This window comes from Oceanobacillus sp. FSL W7-1281, from assembly GCF_037969835.1.
Taxonomy (GTDB): Bacteria; Bacillota; Bacilli; order Bacillales; family Amphibacillaceae; genus Oceanobacillus; species Oceanobacillus oncorhynchi.
In genome coordinates, this window is record NZ_CP150214.1 from 4,115,858 (window position 1) to 4,133,317 (window position 17,460).

Consider the following 17,460-nt stretch of genomic DNA (forward strand, 5'->3'; position numbering starts at 1 on the left):
TTATGTACCGATTTAAGCGAGATGTTTCGATCAAAAATGCATTCCCATTTTAAAAATCCAACAAAAAAATAACCCCTTCTGTACATTTTAGAACAGGAAGGGATTATTCTGCCGTTGACCTTGTCTCCGTGTTTTTTGGCCAGGTTTCTTTTTTATTTTACGATACCTAACATAACCATCCACACGCAGCATCAGCGGATAATTCTTAACTTTGCATCATGACAATTTACGGAATTTAAGCTAATTCATCCATTTGTTCCATAAGGAAAGATAATTACGGAAGATGCTTCTATCTAAGGAACTAACGATGCTCTCAAATCACAAATTCCATGTTCCAAATAGCCTTTTAAACAAGTTAACGTATATACCCAGCCTTCTTTTTGTCCCAGCATTTTGTTTACTGCTTCCGGATCATGTTCATTAATACCTGATTCGTTCACTTCAATAATGGTACTTGTATTTTCAAACTCTTTCAGGGTAAGGCTAACAACTGTTTCTTCATTGGTTTCTTCGCCCCATGAAAATTTGATTTTCTTGTTTTCCTCAATGGTTAATACGTTTATTTTACCTTCTGCTCCATACTCATCATATCTCAACGTAATGGACTTGCCTTCTTCCCATCTCTCGGAGCTTGAGGAGAACCAGAAGTTTCCGATTTTCAAAGGATCTACGATAGCTTCGAACACCTCATTAGCCGGCTTATGTATTTTAAGTTTTGTAGTTACTTGCGTATCCATAACAAAATCAACTCTCCTTCAAATGATTTAATATTTCTTTATCATTATACCCTATGAGGCTCTTTCTTATTTTACTAAATTAACGGTTAGTATAAGTATGCCTTGTCACTATCTCTATTTATTTTACCAACATATTTCATATCCATTTTCGGTAATATAGCCAAATTATTGGTCAGCTACCTTATTTTAACCATAATAAGTCCCTTTGGACAAGAAAGAATCCAAAGGGATAGAATTTCGCAGCTTTATTGTAGCTGAAAAGTTATAGGTAGAAAATTGGCTGTATTAAGGGGAGTCCAATCCGAACATAATACAGCCAATTACCAGCCTAATTAAAATGATAACTTTTAGAGGGTCACAACTGTTTATCTTTAATAATACCTGTTACAGCAATGACAGAATTTTTTCTTACATCGTTTGCTACGATAGTAATTTCCTTGATATCTATCATAGTCTCGGTTATCATAACGATTATCTTTCCGGCATCTATCATGGTCTTGGTTACCATAGTAATCATTTCTCCAACACCAATCATGATGACGCTCTTTCTTCTTGTGACAGCGGCACTTACAATGATTATCGTGTTTCTTTTTACATGGATCATAATTATAACACATAGCTTTATCACTCCTTTCGTATTCAATATACGTAATTTCAGAAAAGGAGATTGGACAAAGCTAATAGTAGATAACACATTTTTCTTCCAAGACAAGTAATTACCATTATTATTTTTAGTCGTAAAAAGCGATAAATTTATCTTTAAATGATGTGTCTGTCTTATATACTATATCTTCGTTGATTGATTAAGTATTTCAAATATATTAGAAAAAAATATATTGGTCATAATTGTTTTATGGAATGCCTCGCCATAGTTGGTGTTTATATATTTCTAAATCTTGGTTACTAGTTATTTTTAATAATTCTTTAACTCCCCGCACACCTAATTCATGTGCGGTAGCTCAACCGAAGTCAATCGAGGATGTTAATGAGCAGAAATAATTTCTTGATCATCAAACCCAACAATAGAAATATCTTTTATTTTCGCAGATATTATTATTTTATTCTCCTGTTTCCGAAAAACGTTTAATTCTTTCTCCTATTTGATCACGGACGTTTTGGAATACAGCCCATTTTTCCTCTTCATTCCCTTGAGCCTTGGCTGGATCATCAAATCCCCAATGGTCACGTTTCACTTGTGACGGTGTCATTGGACATTTATCCGCAGCATCCCCGCATAAGGTTACTACAAAATCCGCATTGTTTAAGATTTCCGAATCAATCATATCGGATGTTTGGTTAGAAATATCAATATTGACCTCTTGCATTGCTTTTACTGCATTTGGATTTAAGCCATGTGCCTCAATGCCCGCACTTTTCACTTCCCAAGCATCTCCAAGATGTTTTTTCGCCCAGCCTTCAGCCATCTGACTTCTGCAAGAGTTTCCAGTACATAAGAAATAAATTGTTTTTTTAGACATAATCATTCTCCTTTTTAAAATAGAATCAATGTTAAATATAAACCTGCTAATGTAATCAATAAGATGGGAAGTGTTAAAATAATCCCTGTTTTAAAATAAGTTCCCCATGAAATCTTAACGCCTTTTTGAGATAATACATACAACCATACCAATGTTGCTAAAGAACCGATAGGCGTAATTTTGGGACCTAAATCTGAACCGACTACATTTGCGTAAATAAGAGCTTCTCGTAATACACCAGATGTATTTGTTTCCGCAATGGCTAAAGCGTCAATCATTACGGTAGGCATATTATTCATGATAGAGGACAGAAAGGCTGCAATAAATCCCATGCCAACCGTTGCAACAAACAATCCTTGATTAGCAACTGTTTGAATCAAACTTGCAAGTGCAGAAGTAAGCCCAGCATTACCTAAACCGTAGACCACCACGTACATTCCAATAGAGAAGAATACAATATTCCATGGTGCACCTTTCATCACTTCTTTCGTATTAACAGCGGTACTGCGTCTTGCCATGATGATAAAGGAAATCGCAATGATTCCAGCAATAATGGAAACAGGTACATGGATAAATTCACTCGTAAAGTACCCAATTACTAATACACTAAGTACAAACCAGGATAAACGAAACATTTTTAAGTCCCGAATCGCCTCACTGGGTGCTCTTAATTTTGACACATCATAATTTTTAGGGATGTTTTTTCTAAAATAAATTAATAATACCGAAATGGTTGCTGCTAGGGAAAATAAGTTCGGAATAATCATTCTTGAAGCATATTCCACGAATCCAATACCAAAGAAATCGGCTGAAACGATATTAACTAAGTTACTGACAATAAACGGCAGGGATGTTGTATCAGCGATAAAACCACTTGCCATAATAAATGGAAAAATCATTTTTTCTTTAAAATTCAAATGACGTACCATCGCAAGTACAATCGGTGTTAGAATAAGTGCTGCACCATCATTCGCAAATAAAGCTGCGACAATCGCACCCAAAATGCTAATATAGACAAACATCCTGATTCCATGTCCTTTTGCAATTCGTGCCATATGTAATGCTGCCCATTCAAACAATCCAATTTCATCTAATACTAATGAAATAAGAATGATTGCTACAAATGATAATGTTGCATTCCATGTGATGCCAATAACTTCAAGTACATCACTAAATCCCACTACTCCTGCGAGTAAAGCAATAACAGCTCCTCCCATGGCAGACCAGCCGATATTTAAATTCCTCGGCTGCCAAATGACCAGGACGAGGGTTAATACAAATATTAAAATGGCGAGTAGAAGTGTTGCTGACAAAATAAGACCTCCAAACCTAACAACAAGAAATGCGTATTCCTTTTTCTTCCAATTCTTTTAATTTATCATCTTGATCCGGTAATTGATCCAAAATTGGTTTGATGAATGAATAATACTCACTCTTACTATTAACTGAATAAAATATCCATTGTCCTTTTCTTTCTTCCTTCACTAACCCCAAATCTTTCAGTTTGCGTAAATGTTGGCTAATGGATGGTTGACTCGATTGAAATATTTCAACGAACTCACAAACACAACAAGTCTGTTCATCCATTAATTTCAACATAGTCAGCCTTGTTTTATCACCAAGTAATTTTAAGATCCCGGCAGCCTTCTCCATGCTGATTGTTGTTTGCAGCATCTCGATTCCCCTTTCACTATCCAATGTTATATAATTATATAACTATTTACTTATATGTACAATAAGAACACTTTTTTCACAGTTGCTGAATGTCCGTACAGGAATTCCCTATGACCTGCTCTCTTCAATTTATTTTAGGAATATCTATCCTCTAATCTTTTAACCACGCCTTCAGAATAAAGTAAAGATATGTAGTAGCTTAATGCTGCTAAAGTATAAATTAATAGACTCCTACATTCAAGTACCGCTCCTATTACTAGTCCTGCAATTGCATAATTTAAGACTCTCCCCCCTTTCACTTGCCTACATAACACAATATTCAAGAATCAATTATTCTTTGACCGCTCTCTACGAATATAACTCCAGAGTCTTCTGACAATTAATCATTAAAAAAATCATGTATAATAGTCTCATACATATTTGCATGCAGCTTTATAATCCAAGAGGTATTCTACAGTAACAGTAGGGTCATGATGGGACAGTTTCGGGCAATGAATTCGTCCGGCTTGCTGCTTTACAAGAGGAAGCGGCATATATCAATATATTGATGAATTAAAACAATCGCAGAAAAAGTAGGGGTAATATGACATATGTAGCTGTTTTTGATATCGGAACAACAGCAGTAAAAGGAATTTTGGTGGATAAAGACGTGCAGCTTATGGAAGAGCATTCGGTGGAGTTAACAACCTTTGTCTCCGAAGAAGGAAGGATCGAGCAGCAACCAGCGGATTGGTGGGAAGCGGTCATCCAGATTGCAGCGCTTTGGTGGAAAAACGGCATTTCTCCTGAATCTGTTCGGGCAATAACCTTTTCAGGTCAAATGGAAGATGTCATTTCCATTAGTGAAGCGGATGCGTATCGCGCTATTTTATACTCTGACATGAGAGCTGAAAAAGAAGCGGAATGGATAACGAAGCAGTGTCCGGAAATTCGCAGTTATACGGGGAATAATGTCAGTGCCTCCACACCACTGGCAAAAATCAAATGGTTGGAAAAGCATTCCCCTGATCAGTATAAAAATACAAAGAAATTTGTCTTTAGTTCAAAGGACTATGTTATTTATAAACTGACTCAAGAAACAGTTACCGATCCAATCACTGCAGCGACTACGGGAATGACGGATCTTAAAAATCGCGTCTGGAACGAAGCAATCTATCAAACTTGCAGGATAGATGAAGAAAAATTACCTGCATTACTAGAAGCAGATAGTGTCGTAGGAGCAATCACCGAAGAAGCTGGTAAACTCACCGGATTTTCGACATCGACTATTATCATCAATGGAACGGGTGATGCAGGAGCAACCACCCTCGGAGCTGGGGCAGTTCATGAAAATGATTGTTATTTTTATATGGGGACAACCGGCTGGCTAGCCATTGTAGAAAGAAATAAAGGACAGTTAGAATCCTTATCAGAAAGTCATTTTAATCTGGCTTTTGTGGAAAAATCACATCGTATATCGGTGGCACCATTACTTAATGTGGGGAATGTCCACCAATGGGCAGCTCAATTGTATATTGACCAACATGTTGCACATAAATATGAAACGTTTGAAACGTTAATCGAACAAACGGAGCCAGGCAGCGGCGGTGTATTATTTTTGCCTTATTTGAACGGGGAGCGGAACCCAATGATTGACCCACAGGCAAAAGGGGCCTATTGGGGAATCACTCCGCATACAGAGCGGAAAGATTTAGCACGTGCAGCCCTGGAGGGGGTAACTTTCTCCTTAAAACAAACATTAGAAATGTATGATTTAAAGGATCAACGTACGATTACATTAATTGGCGGCGTGTCAAAGAGCAATCATTGGTGTCAAATGATGACAGATATTATGAACCATCCCATTCGAGTTCCATTAAATAGTGCGTATCTGCCATCTATTGGGGTGGCGTCTACAGCTTTTATCGAGCTGGGATGGTGTGAATCTTATCGGCAGTTTGTGAATACGTTTGTCAGAAACATCCCAAGTAAAGACTATACGCCGAATCAAGAAAGAGTAGCAGTTTATGCAGCACAATATGAGACTTTTAAGAAATTACATCCTGCTTTGCAGTCGGTGTATAGGTGAATGTGCTTTGGGGCTGTTTTGTGGCTGTTTAGGTTGAATTTTCTTCATCAGAAATTAGCGCTTGACTAGATTTTACGTTACATGCTGTCCTCTTGGATAGTAATCTCTTTGAACTTAAATGAATTATTTGGTAACAGCCACATTATAATAATTCAACAAAAAATAATCCCTTCTGTGCATTTTAGAACATCTTATATGATTTTCACCATCTTTTCAATTATCGACAACCACTTTACTTTAAAAAAATAATTGGACTCTAACACAAATTAAAAAAACTTCAGTAATACATAGTTGCCAAAAACCATCCTTCTACCGCGCTGGCTAACATAAAGGCACCAGCTAAAGCAGTGATTGTAGCAAGAATAATCTCCATAAGATATGCTAACCTAGAAGTTCTTTTATATTAATTCAACTGTAGACAACTTATAAACTAGTGTATTTAAAAATTTTATTGAACGTTTATAGTAATTAGAAGTTTTTACATTAAATAGAAATTTCAACTATTTACAAGTATGAAAAAACCAATCCTAGTATCTAAGATTGGTTTTTCATACTTATTTCCATTTACAGTTAATTAAGCTCCTTAAAGAAAATATTTATCGTTGAAGCGAAACTATTAACTATAGCTTATCCCCAAATTATAATATTCTATCTTATTTATTCACAGAATAAGAATCATCTATCTCACCAATATCTTCCTTCTTTTGTTTATTATGATTCTTCTTATATAAAAACACTCCTAAGATCGCAAGGACCCCTAAAATATCTGTTACATAAGATGGGTAAATAAGCAAAAGTGCAACTATTAGTAAAAAAATTCTCTCCCATACGTTGAGGTTAGTTATAAACCAACCTTCTAAAGCTGCCGCTAAAGCCATTACTGAAATGATTGCAGTAATAGCACTAAGTATAATATCAAACCAGTTCCCCATCATCAGTAATGAATTATTAAATACGAACAGGAACGGCAGTATGAATGCAGCAATAGCCAATCTACTAGCCATAAACGCTGTTCTAATAGGAGGTGATCCAGCAATATTTGCTCCAGTAAATGCTGCTAATCCTACTGGTGGAGTAATTCCAGATAAACTAGCAAAATAAAAGATAAACAAGTGAGCTGCTATTGGAATTACTCCTAATTCTGATAAAACAGGTGCTAGAATGGATACTACTAATAAATAGGATACGGTAGTAGGTAATCCCATACCAAAAATGATGGCTGTAATCATTGATAATACAAGAGCCAGCAAAATACTCCCGCCAGACATACCAATAACCAAACTCGCAACTTTGCCACCTAGTCCTGTTAAACCTATGACCCCAATCACTAATCCGGCTGCAGCTACCGGAGCAACGATACTAATAAGTCCTTTTGAAGCTTCAAAAAGAGAATTACCTAAAGTTTTTAAGTTAGGTCTTGTCTCCTTCTTAATAAAACTTAAAATTATTGAACTGATTAAGGAATAAAATGCTGCTTTAATTGGTGAATACTGAAAGACTACCAACATAATTATTAAAATAACAAGCGGAGTTAATAGATAACCGCTATTTATTAAAAGTTTTCTCCAACTCGGAATTTCATCTTTAGACAGCCCTTTCAATCCTAGCTTAGCGGAACGAAAATCTATAGAAAACCAAATAGTAACAAAAAATATAATCGATGGAATCAAGGCCGCATACATTACCTCTAAATACGGAACACCTAAAATTTCCGCCATAAGAAAGGCGCCTGCTGCCATTACAGGTGGCATAAATTGACCACCAGTTGATGATGCTGCTTCTATTGCACCTGAATATGTCTTACTATAACCCAATCTTTTCATCATAGGAATTGTTAGAGATCCAGTTGCTGCTACATTTGCAACTGCACTTCCGGATATACTTCCAAACAAACCGCTAGCAATTGTTGCCATTTTTGCTGGTCCTCCTCGATAACTGCCAGCTACAGATTTGGACAGATTTAAGAATACATCTCCTACACCGGTTAAATTTAAAATTGCTGCAAATACGATAAACATCGCCACAAATGTTACCGTTACTGCGATTGGGGTACCGAACATACCATCATAAGTAAACAGAGTAGTAATGATTCTGTTATAAGAATATCCACCATGACCTAGATTTCCCGGTATGAATTCACCAAATAAAGCATATAAAAGAAATGCTATTGTTACTATCGGAAGAGCGATTCCTACCGTTCTGCGGGTTATCTCCAAAACTAACAAAATAGCTAATGTTCCAAATATTAAATCTAAAGTTGTTGTATGAATTCCTCCCCTTCCTAATATTCCCTCGACTTCTTGAATAGCATAGCAAAAAGTAACAACTGATATTATCATTAAAGAAATATCAAGCCAACGATATTTAGATTTAAATATTCCAAAAATTAATACAGCAGACAAAAGGATAATTAATGGTCGGAAAAGACTTGGCGATAAAGGATTAAAATTTAATGACCACACAATTAAAATTGGCAAGGAAATTCCTATTACCTTAATTATAAAATTCAAGCTCTTTCACCACCTGTTCACATATTTTAGTAGTAAAATACCCCTTATAATACTTTAATCAAATTATATTAAGGTTCCTCCTTCTAAAAGAGAGGAACCTTTTACTTATCTTTTATTTATTCCGGTTTCAAGTCTTCAGGAATTTCTATGCCTTGGTCTTCAAAGTACTTAACTGCTCCAGGATGATATGGAATTGTAGTTTCTTCTACGTTTTCATATAACATACCACTTGCCATCTGTGGCCATGTTTGCTCAATTTGTGACTCATTTTCATAGATAGTTTCTAGAAGATTATATACTTGCTCTTCAGATATATCTTGACTAACTAGCAATAAATTGTATAATCCAAGCGCCTCTCTACCATCAGGTACTGCATTATAAACATCTGGAGGAATAGATAAAATAGGATAAGGGGGATTTTCCTCTAAAAATGCTTCATTTTCTTCCTCAGATAAAGTAACAATCTTCACCTCTTCACTAGTTTCTAATTCAGTAATTGCTTCTGAAGGCCATGCTATTGAAAAACCATCTATAAGACCATCCTTTAAAGCATCCGCTGCATCAGAGGTCGGTAAGTTTTGTATATCTGGTTTAATCCCAAAGGTATTAAATACCCTACTTGCGAATACTTCATTACCACTCCCTTTTGGACCAGAACTATAACTTTTTCCATTCAAATCATGTATAGAATCAATTCCGTTTCCTTCCAAAGTGACAAACATCCATACCCCCGGCCATCCGGGCAAAAGAGTTCTTAATTTTTCATGAGAATTTCCTTCAAAGGTAAATTTACCATGATAAGCCTCCCATGCAACTTCGGTTGAAGAAAAAGCAAGGTCTACTTCACCAGCTTGTAAAAGTTCAACATTATTTACAGATGACCCAGTGACCTCGACATTTGCCTGAACTCCTTCGATATTATCATTAATAACACTAGAGACAGCAGTTGCACCAGAATGAAAGCCTCCCCCTATTGTACCTGCAGCAATCGATAAATTATTTGACATACCTGAAGAACCTTCAGAATCATTAGAACAGCTAGCAACAATTAGGGTTAAGGATATAGTAATAATTAATAAAATTATCCGCTTCATTCACTTACCTCCAAATTGATTTAAAGTAGTTTTTATTAGGGTTATCTGCATATTAACAATTTTCTAAACATCATTAGTGACTTTCCCCTCTAAAGCATCTTCTGCCTGCAATTCCTTATCCCTTTCTTCCGGATTTCCATAACCGCCAGAACCTGGAGTTCGTACACTCAAAATATCTCCAGATTTTAAAGAGACATCAGAAACCTTGCCAGTTTCTAATTTCTTCTCGTTTTTAGTATCTGGATTAATAACAAACTCTCCACATTGCCCTTCTCTGCCTCCAAATAGCCCCCAGGGAGGAATGACTTGCCTATCACCATGAGTGGCAAATTCAACATCATTCAGTACTTTATAGTCCCTTCTAATTCCAAGACCGCCCCTGAATTTACCTGCACCACCTGAATCGTTTCGTAATTCAAATTTATCAAGAAGTAAAGGATATTCCATTTCCATAGATTCTATAGGAAGATTAGATGAATTCGTAACATGCACGTGGACTCCATCTAAACCATCTTTATTATGCCTCGCGCCTAACCCTCCTCCTATTGACTCTGGATAAACAAAATATTTATCTCTTTCATTATCATATCCTGAAAATAATACTGTTGTAACAGCACTATTACAACCAGCTACAACTTTCTCAGGCACCGCTTCGGAGAGAGCTCCAAAGATAACATCAACAATTCTTTGACAAGCATCTGTTCTTCCACCAACAGGAGCAGGTGAAACAGCGTTAACGATTGTTCCTTCCGGAGCTGTAACTTTTATTGCTCCATAGTATCCTGAATTTGAAGGAATAGTTGGATCAATCACTACCTTTAACGCATAGTAAATAGTAGCTAATAACGCTGTATATACAACATTAATTCCTCCTGTGACCTGTTTGCTTGTTCCTGTAAAATCCAAATGAATGAATTCATTATCGACAATAATTCTAACTTTAATAGGAATCTTAGTATTTAAATTTATCCCATCGTCATCTAAATAATCTATAAATTCATATGTTCCATTAGGTATTTTCTTAATACCTTCTTTTACCTTTCTTTCCGTGTATAATAATAATTCATCTAAACTACTTTGGTATTCATCCAACCCATATCTAGTTACAAGTTCATTAACTCTCTTACTCCCTAATTTGTTAGAAGCAATTTGAGCTTTTATATCTCCAAGTCTTTCTTTGGGGGTCCTGCAATTTAGTAAAATCATATCAATAATAGATTGAGATAACTCCCCTCTCTCAATTAACTTAACTGGCGGAATACGAATACCTTCTTGGAAAATGCTTGTACAATTACCAGAAGAGCTTCCAGCAACCATTCCTCCAACGTCAGAATGATGCGCTATATTAGCGACAAAGGCTATTATCTTACCATTACTAAATACAGGCTCTGCGATAGTTATATCCGGAAGATGAGTGCCCCCGCCATTATATGGATCGTTTGCAATAAACATATCTCCAGGATGAATATCCTCCAAATCAAATTTCTTTAGAATTTCTTTACAAATGCCCAGCATAGAGCCAAGATGAATAGGTATTGCTGCAGCCTGGGCAATAGTTTCACCTTTTTCATTAAAAATAGCTGTAGAGGAATCTTTCCTCTCTTTAATATTAGTAGAATACGATGTTTTTACTAATGTAACCCCCATTTCTTCTGCGACGGAAAGTAAAGCATTACTTAATACTTCAATCATAATCGGATCTATAGTTTTTTTACCCAATCTTCTAACCTCCTATATTTAGAATAATATTTCTATATTCATCCATTTTGGCAGTGACATTGGGTGGAACAACAATCGTTGAATCAAGCTGTTCAATAATACATGGCCCTTGTATTTCTTCACCAACACCAATTAAATTTCGGTCATATATATTTGTTTCTACATATCCATCGCACTCCTCAAAATAAACATTCCTTTTGTCTACTATGCCCTTTCCTGACTCTGAATCCGTTTTATATTTTTTCAAAGAGACTTTCTTTTTTTCAGCTGAAACGACCGTTCGAAAATTTACGATTTGAACTTCTTCCTTATAATTTGCATAACCATATCTTTTTTCATGGGTCTTATGAAAACGATCAATTATTTGATTAAGTTGAGCTTCGTTCTCGAGTTCACCTGTAAGTTGAACCGATAATTCATAATTCTGTCCTTTATAACGCATGTTTAATGAACGGTTAACAATTCTATGGCTTTCTTCAATGTTTTCTTTTTCAAACCATTTACCGGCTTTACTATCTAGTTTTTTTAATTCTATTTGAATATCATTTAAGTTGGTTGAATCAGCCATCATTATTTTTGTTTGTACATAATCCATTTTTAAATCTGCCACTAATAATCCGAGAGCGCATAAAATCCCGGGACTTTCTGGTATTAAAACTGTTTTCATACCGAGCTCTCTTGCAACATCAACCGCATGTAATGGCCCAGCCCCGCCATATGCCACCAACGTAAAGTCTCTAGGATTATGTCCACGTTCAACTGAAACAACACGAACAGCCCTCATGATATTTGAATTAATTACTTTAATTATTCCTTGAGCAACCTTATTATTTTCCATATTTAGCGGTTTGGCTAATTTATTATCTACAGCTTGATGAGCTCCTGCTGAGTCGACCTTCATTTTCCCGCCTAATATTTCTTTAGGATTTAATCTTCTCAATAGTATATTTGCGTCAGTTACTGTAGGCTCTTCACCACCCAATCCATAACTTACAGGACCTGGCTCAGCCCCGGCGCTGTGTGGACCAACTTTAAGTACTCCACCACTATCAATCCAAGCAATACTTCCGCCTCCTGCACCTACCGCATGAATATCTATCATAGGTAAGTTTACTGGAAAACCAGCCACTTTTTTGCCAGTAGCACTATTAGCCTTTAAATCTTGAATCAAACAAACATCGGTACTTGTCCCTCCCATATCTAATGTAATAATATTTTCAAAACCAGCTAACTCGGAGACATAAATAGCGCCAGAAACCCCAGCACTAGGACCTGATAAAGCAGTACGTACCGGATTTTTTTTCGTTGTGGAAGTAGACATCGTTCCACCACTTGATTGACTAATATAAGGATTTACATCTATCCCATTATTTTTTAAATTATTTTCAAATCTATTAATATAATCACTAACAACTGGACCTATATAACTGTTAAGAATGGTTGTGCTTAAACGTTCATACTCTCTATACTCGGGTAATACTTCGCTAGATATTGACACAAATACATTGGGGTACGTTTCATTGATAATATTTTTAATAACTTTTTCATGTTCAGGGTTTATATAAGAATGTAAAAAACAAACCGCGATAGACTCTATACCCTCTTCTATTAGCTCAGTCACAGGTTTTTTAGCTTCCTCGACATCAATTTTTTTATAAATACTTCCATCATGCAGTATTCTCTCATCCACTTCTTTCCGGAGCCTTCTTTTAATAAGCTGTTCTGGTTTATCTTCTGTCAAATCATATAAAGATGGTCGCGTTTGTCGAGCAATTTCTACGATGTCTCGAAAGCCTGATGTAGTTAATAAACCAGTTTTAGCACCTGTCCTTTGAATCGCAGCATTCGTCCCTACTGTTGTTCCATGAACAAGATAATTAATATCACTTTTTAATAAATTGTTTTCTTCCATAATTGTATTAATACCATCTATAATAGCCGTAGAGGGGTCTTTATTTGTAGAAGATAGCTTATAGATTAATATTTTTCCAGACTGTTCATCAAAAATACAAACATCAGTAAAAGTTCCTCCTACATCTATTCCTATTCTATATCCCAAAATTCTTCCTCCTCTTTTATACTCATCGATTGTAAACGCTAACAATATATTTTTTTAAAAATAACCAGATTTACGTTAATTAATAATAAGTTTTTCTAGTAGGTTCCCTTTTTGGCTTCTATTTGTCTCTTTAGCTTAGTGATATATAAGAGTTGATTACATCTTAAATCCCTTAATCAACGCTGCCTATATAGATAAACACATTGCTGTTTGTACTCCCCAACTTCATTGAGTTAATATGTTACAGTTCATAATACAACAATATATATTGCTTAACAACACTAAATGTTGCTATTGTGTAAAATGATTCTTTATATCACTGTTCCTTCACCGTACTTTCTAGCCCCAAACTACTAACTTATTATCTTAAAAAGATTATCTTGTAAAGTAAACGCGCGTATACTTAAATATTTTCATCTCTATAGCTTATACCATATCCATTCACGCCCTATATCAGTTATATAGTTAGACAATATCTCTCTTTGATTGAGAAGATACTTTTTCCTCATTAGATTGAGGAGATTGAGGTTTTTCAAATAATCCAAATAATTTACTCACAACAAGTAACAATACTAATATACCTAAAGCCGATACCCCTATTATTAATGAGCTGCTATTTAACATGAGCACTGGAATGATAGAAGTTATTAATCCCCCGCCTAAGATCGGACTATAAAATGGAGCTCTTAATGCAAAACCTTTAGCAGCATCCGTTTTCATTTCTGGGTCTACGGTTCTTAATAACATTAAACCAATAGCTGTCACTCCGGAATATGCTCCATAATGTACTATCGAATTTTCAAACCAATCTTTAGGAAAAAATCTTTTTCCAAGAAAATAAAAGTACCAAATCATAACAGCCACCGTTATAATTGTTATAATTGCTAACGGCACAGCAAACTCTAATACAATTGGAATTTGAATGGAAGCTACTGCTCCTAACACTAAAAAATCTAATGCGATACCCTGAATTCTATTCAGGGTATTAACGTCTATCATATCGACATACTTCGTTTTTGAAATAACTAAATTAACTATAAGTCCTCCAATCATTGCAAGAGGGAAAAGAGGTATACCAGGAATATATAAGGCAATTTTTTGTTGGATAAACCATCCAATAAGAATTGCAATTGAAATAAGACCTGCATGAAAAGCAAAACTCTCTACTAAATCCGGGTTTAAAGTATTTACAGAGTTTGACTTTTGAGCTTTTATTGGTATTACATCACTGTCGTTACTTCCACTCAATTCTTCCGATTTTTTTATAATCGAAGTGTATCCTTTTCTTACACCATGGTTTATCATTATTACTCCCGAAATTATACCTATTATGATTCCAAAAGTAGCCGCCGTAACGCCTAATGATGCTCCATCAGTCCATCCCAGATTATTATATACTTCAATCATACCGGCTGCTGTTCCATGACCGCCAGCCCATCCTACTTCAATTATCGAAGCAAACATTTCATTTAAATCAAATAATGGAATTAAAATTAATGAAGCTACTATCAATGGGATGGATATTTGTAATAAACTACCCGTATAGCTATATATTAAATGTCTTGCAACCAATTTCCCTGTACCATCTTGTTTCTCTTTTTTCATTCCAATAAGCATTGGAGCAAAAACAACTGATATCAATATTCCTGCTAATGCTCCCCATGTGCTAACCATTTCTTCCGAAAACAATTTAGCACCGTAAGGGCCTAAAAACAAACCCAAAATCCCTGCTATTAATGATGCTGGAATAAAATACTTTTTAAATATTTTTATCTTTAATCTTACGAATATAGCTAATACTAATAGCAGCCCCATAACTGTAAAATAAAATAATAAGCTATTAAGATTTTCTGACGTTATAGCTTCTGTTGGTATCATCCTTTTCCCTCCCTCTCACAACTAATGTAAACCCTTACAAATTCACACCAAAGTAGGGTTTCCCCACATATCAAAATTAGTACCTATATTTTCTTGTATTGCTTTCTCATAAATCACAGATGCTAACGCTACATCCTGAATACCCATTCCAACACTATTAAAATAAATAAATTCCTCATCACTTGTCCTTGATGATTTTACGGCATTAACCACCTCACCCAGTTGAGCATGTATTTTATTTTCTTCAAACTTTCCTTCTGCATACATAATAGAAATAGATTCTACTCCTCGATGCTTAAGTTCTTCCCAATCATCTACAACAATCTTATCTGCTTTATCTATAACTTCAAATTCACATTCATGACTTCCTACATGTAAATATAATGCTCCTTTTTCAATCCATTCATATTTCACTATCGGAACCTTTGAAACAGTAGCTGTTATAAATACATCTGATCCTCTAACAGCTTCTTCAGCTGTATTAACTACAGTTATTGGTAAATTAGTTTTTTCACTCATTTCCTCTGCAAATTGCTTTGCACGTTCAATATTTAAGTCATTTATTTTTACTTCAGATAAATCTTCTAAAACATGTTTCATTGCTAAAAGCTGTGTTTTATTTTGCGCCCCAGCTCCAATTAAACCTAATACTTTAGAATTTTTCTTTGCTAAATGTTTAGCGGCTACCCCTGAATTTGCTCCAGTCCTCATTGCACTTAGCAACATTCCATCCATAATTGCCTTAGGAAATAATGTCTCATAATCATTTAATATTATAATCCCAGATGCTCTTGGCAACCCATATTTATCAGGATTTGTTGGCGAACTGGAAATCCATTTTATACCTACTGAATTAAAATCTCCTTCGATTGCTGCTGGCATTGAATTTATTCTGCCTCTTGTAGTCTCCGTTTCTATATCCCCCCAACGCAATACATTTTTATTTGGTAGTACATACTCTCCTTTTTGATGCAATGAAAAAACTTCTTCCATCGTTTTAATAGCAAGAGATATGTCCTCACCACCACTTCTTTTAACTTCTTCTTGGTTTAAAATTAATAAATTTGTTTTCAAAATACTTTCCTCCTTTTCAGAATTAATATATAATTTAAATTATCACAATTATTCTTGCTAAGCAACAATAATTTTTGCAAAGGAGGAAAAGAAGAATGGGAGTTCTCATTATAGGGGCTGGAAATGGCGGTCTTGCTTTTGGTGCAAAATTAATTGAAAGGGGTATAAAAGTTAATTTATATGATAAATTTGATAGCGCTATCAATCCTATTCAAGAAAACAATAACGAGATAACAATGATTTCAAATGGGAGAACAAAAAAACTTAGGTTTAATTTCGTATCAAATAACCTAAAAGAAACTCTTATTGACATGAATTTTATATTTGTTGTAGTTCCTGCTTTTGCCCATCATTCAATTGCAATAGAGTTATCAGAAACTATTATAGAGAATCAAATTGTTGTATTGCATCCCGGCAGGACTGGAGGCGCATTAGAATTTAAAAATATTTTTACTTCAAAAAGAAAAGAAAATATAATCGCTGAGGCAGAAACAATGCTATTTGCTGCTAGAAAAGATAATCCAACAGAAATAAAAATTCATGGAGTAAAGAAAAGTGTAGGCCTTGCCTCAATCCCTACATCCATGTCCCAGAAAATAACGGATCAGGTAAATAATTATCTTCCTTATTTCCATAATAGCGAAAGCGTTATAACAACTAGTCTGAGCAATATAGGAGCTATTTTTCATCCTGTGCCATTTTTATTTAATTTAACAAGAATAGAATGTAAAGAGAATTTTAAGTATTACCATGAAGGTATCACGCCATCAATTTCCAAATTATTGGAATCACTTGATAAAGAGAGATTGACTATAGCACAAGGATTTGGCTTGGATATCCAATCTGCAAAAGAATGGGTTAACTTTAATTACGAAGTTAACGGAAAAACATTGTATGAGGCAATTCAATTGAATAACAGTTATAAAGATATTTCTGCTCCAACTGATATTCATTCAAGGTATGTTATGGAGGATATACCAATGAGCTTGGTACCTATGAGGGAGCTTGCAAAGTTAGCTAACATAAAAACCCCTTTAATCGATTCTATTGTCAATACAGCATCAAAGTTATATAATTATGACTTTATTTGTAATGGAAGGCGAATAGAACATATGAAATTAAATTCTTTACGCACCACACCTACTAAATAAAGCATTTATTAATCTTAA

Annotated in this window: 13 protein-coding genes; 2 read left to right on the forward strand and 11 right to left on the reverse strand. The window is 35.1% G+C overall.

The window, feature by feature from the left end:
• Positions 1-293: 293 nt before the first annotated feature.
• From MKX55_RS20070 to MKX55_RS20090, 5 genes are all read right to left on the reverse strand, one after another.
• Positions 294-737, reverse strand: a complete 444-nt coding sequence (locus tag MKX55_RS20070) for an SRPBCC family protein (RefSeq protein WP_339234480.1) — start codon at positions 735-737, stop codon at positions 294-296.
• 355 nt (positions 738-1,092) lie between these two features.
• Positions 1,093-1,272 (reverse strand): hypothetical protein, encoded by a 180-nt coding sequence (locus MKX55_RS20075; RefSeq protein WP_339234481.1) that lies wholly within the window; start codon positions 1,270-1,272, stop codon positions 1,093-1,095.
• A 523-nt stretch (positions 1,273-1,795) separates the two neighbouring features.
• Positions 1,796-2,215, reverse strand: coding sequence for an arsenate reductase (thioredoxin) (arsC, locus tag MKX55_RS20080; protein ID WP_339234483.1), 420 nt, complete (start codon positions 2,213-2,215; stop codon positions 1,796-1,798).
• A 14-nt stretch (positions 2,216-2,229) separates the two neighbouring features.
• On the reverse strand, positions 2,230-3,528 hold the full coding sequence (locus MKX55_RS20085; protein WP_339234486.1) for an arsenic transporter: 1,299 nt from the start codon (positions 3,526-3,528) through the stop codon (positions 2,230-2,232).
• Positions 3,529-3,544: 16 nt separating this feature from the next.
• A complete protein-coding gene (locus MKX55_RS20090) occupies positions 3,545-3,889 on the reverse strand; it encodes a metalloregulator ArsR/SmtB family transcription factor (RefSeq protein WP_339234488.1) in 345 nt (114 codons plus the stop codon).
• Positions 3,890-4,472: 583 nt separating this feature from the next.
• Between MKX55_RS20090 and MKX55_RS20095 the strand changes: the two genes are divergently transcribed.
• Entirely contained in the window at positions 4,473-5,957 is a 1,485-nt protein-coding gene (locus tag MKX55_RS20095; protein ID WP_339234490.1) for an FGGY family carbohydrate kinase, read from the forward strand.
• 653 nt (positions 5,958-6,610) lie between these two features.
• Here the strand turns inward: MKX55_RS20095 and MKX55_RS20100 are convergent.
• The 6 genes from MKX55_RS20100 to MKX55_RS20125 all read right to left on the reverse strand — a co-directional run bounded on the left by MKX55_RS20100 (position 6,611) and on the right by MKX55_RS20125 (position 16,291).
• Positions 6,611-8,467, reverse strand: a complete 1,857-nt coding sequence (locus MKX55_RS20100) for a TRAP transporter permease (protein ID WP_339234492.1) — start codon at positions 8,465-8,467, stop codon at positions 6,611-6,613.
• 116 nt (positions 8,468-8,583) lie between these two features.
• On the reverse strand, positions 8,584-9,561 hold the full coding sequence (locus MKX55_RS20105) for a TAXI family TRAP transporter solute-binding subunit (RefSeq protein WP_289585027.1): 978 nt from the start codon (positions 9,559-9,561) through the stop codon (positions 8,584-8,586).
• 63 nt (positions 9,562-9,624) lie between these two features.
• Positions 9,625-11,280 carry a hydantoinase B/oxoprolinase family protein gene (locus MKX55_RS20110; protein ID WP_339234494.1) on the reverse strand — a complete coding sequence of 552 codons (1,656 nt, stop codon included), beginning with the start codon at positions 11,278-11,280 and terminating at the stop codon, positions 9,625-9,627.
• A gap of 4 nt (positions 11,281-11,284) precedes the next feature.
• Positions 11,285-13,339, reverse strand: a complete 2,055-nt coding sequence (locus tag MKX55_RS20115) for a hydantoinase/oxoprolinase family protein (RefSeq protein ID WP_339234497.1) — start codon at positions 13,337-13,339, stop codon at positions 11,285-11,287.
• 465 nt (positions 13,340-13,804) lie between these two features.
• Complete coding sequence (locus MKX55_RS20120) at positions 13,805-15,217, reverse strand: sodium/glutamate symporter (protein WP_339234499.1); 1,413 nt, start codon at positions 15,215-15,217, stop codon at positions 13,805-13,807.
• A 42-nt stretch (positions 15,218-15,259) separates the two neighbouring features.
• Positions 15,260-16,291, reverse strand: a complete 1,032-nt coding sequence (locus tag MKX55_RS20125; RefSeq protein ID WP_256705144.1) for an ornithine cyclodeaminase family protein — start codon at positions 16,289-16,291, stop codon at positions 15,260-15,262.
• Positions 16,292-16,386: 95 nt separating this feature from the next.
• Here MKX55_RS20125 and MKX55_RS20130 point away from each other — a divergent pair, with 95 nt between their 5' ends.
• On the forward strand, positions 16,387-17,442 hold the full coding sequence (locus MKX55_RS20130) for an NAD/NADP octopine/nopaline dehydrogenase family protein (protein WP_332094455.1): 1,056 nt from the start codon (positions 16,387-16,389) through the stop codon (positions 17,440-17,442).
• The last annotated feature ends 18 nt before the right edge of the window (positions 17,443-17,460 follow it).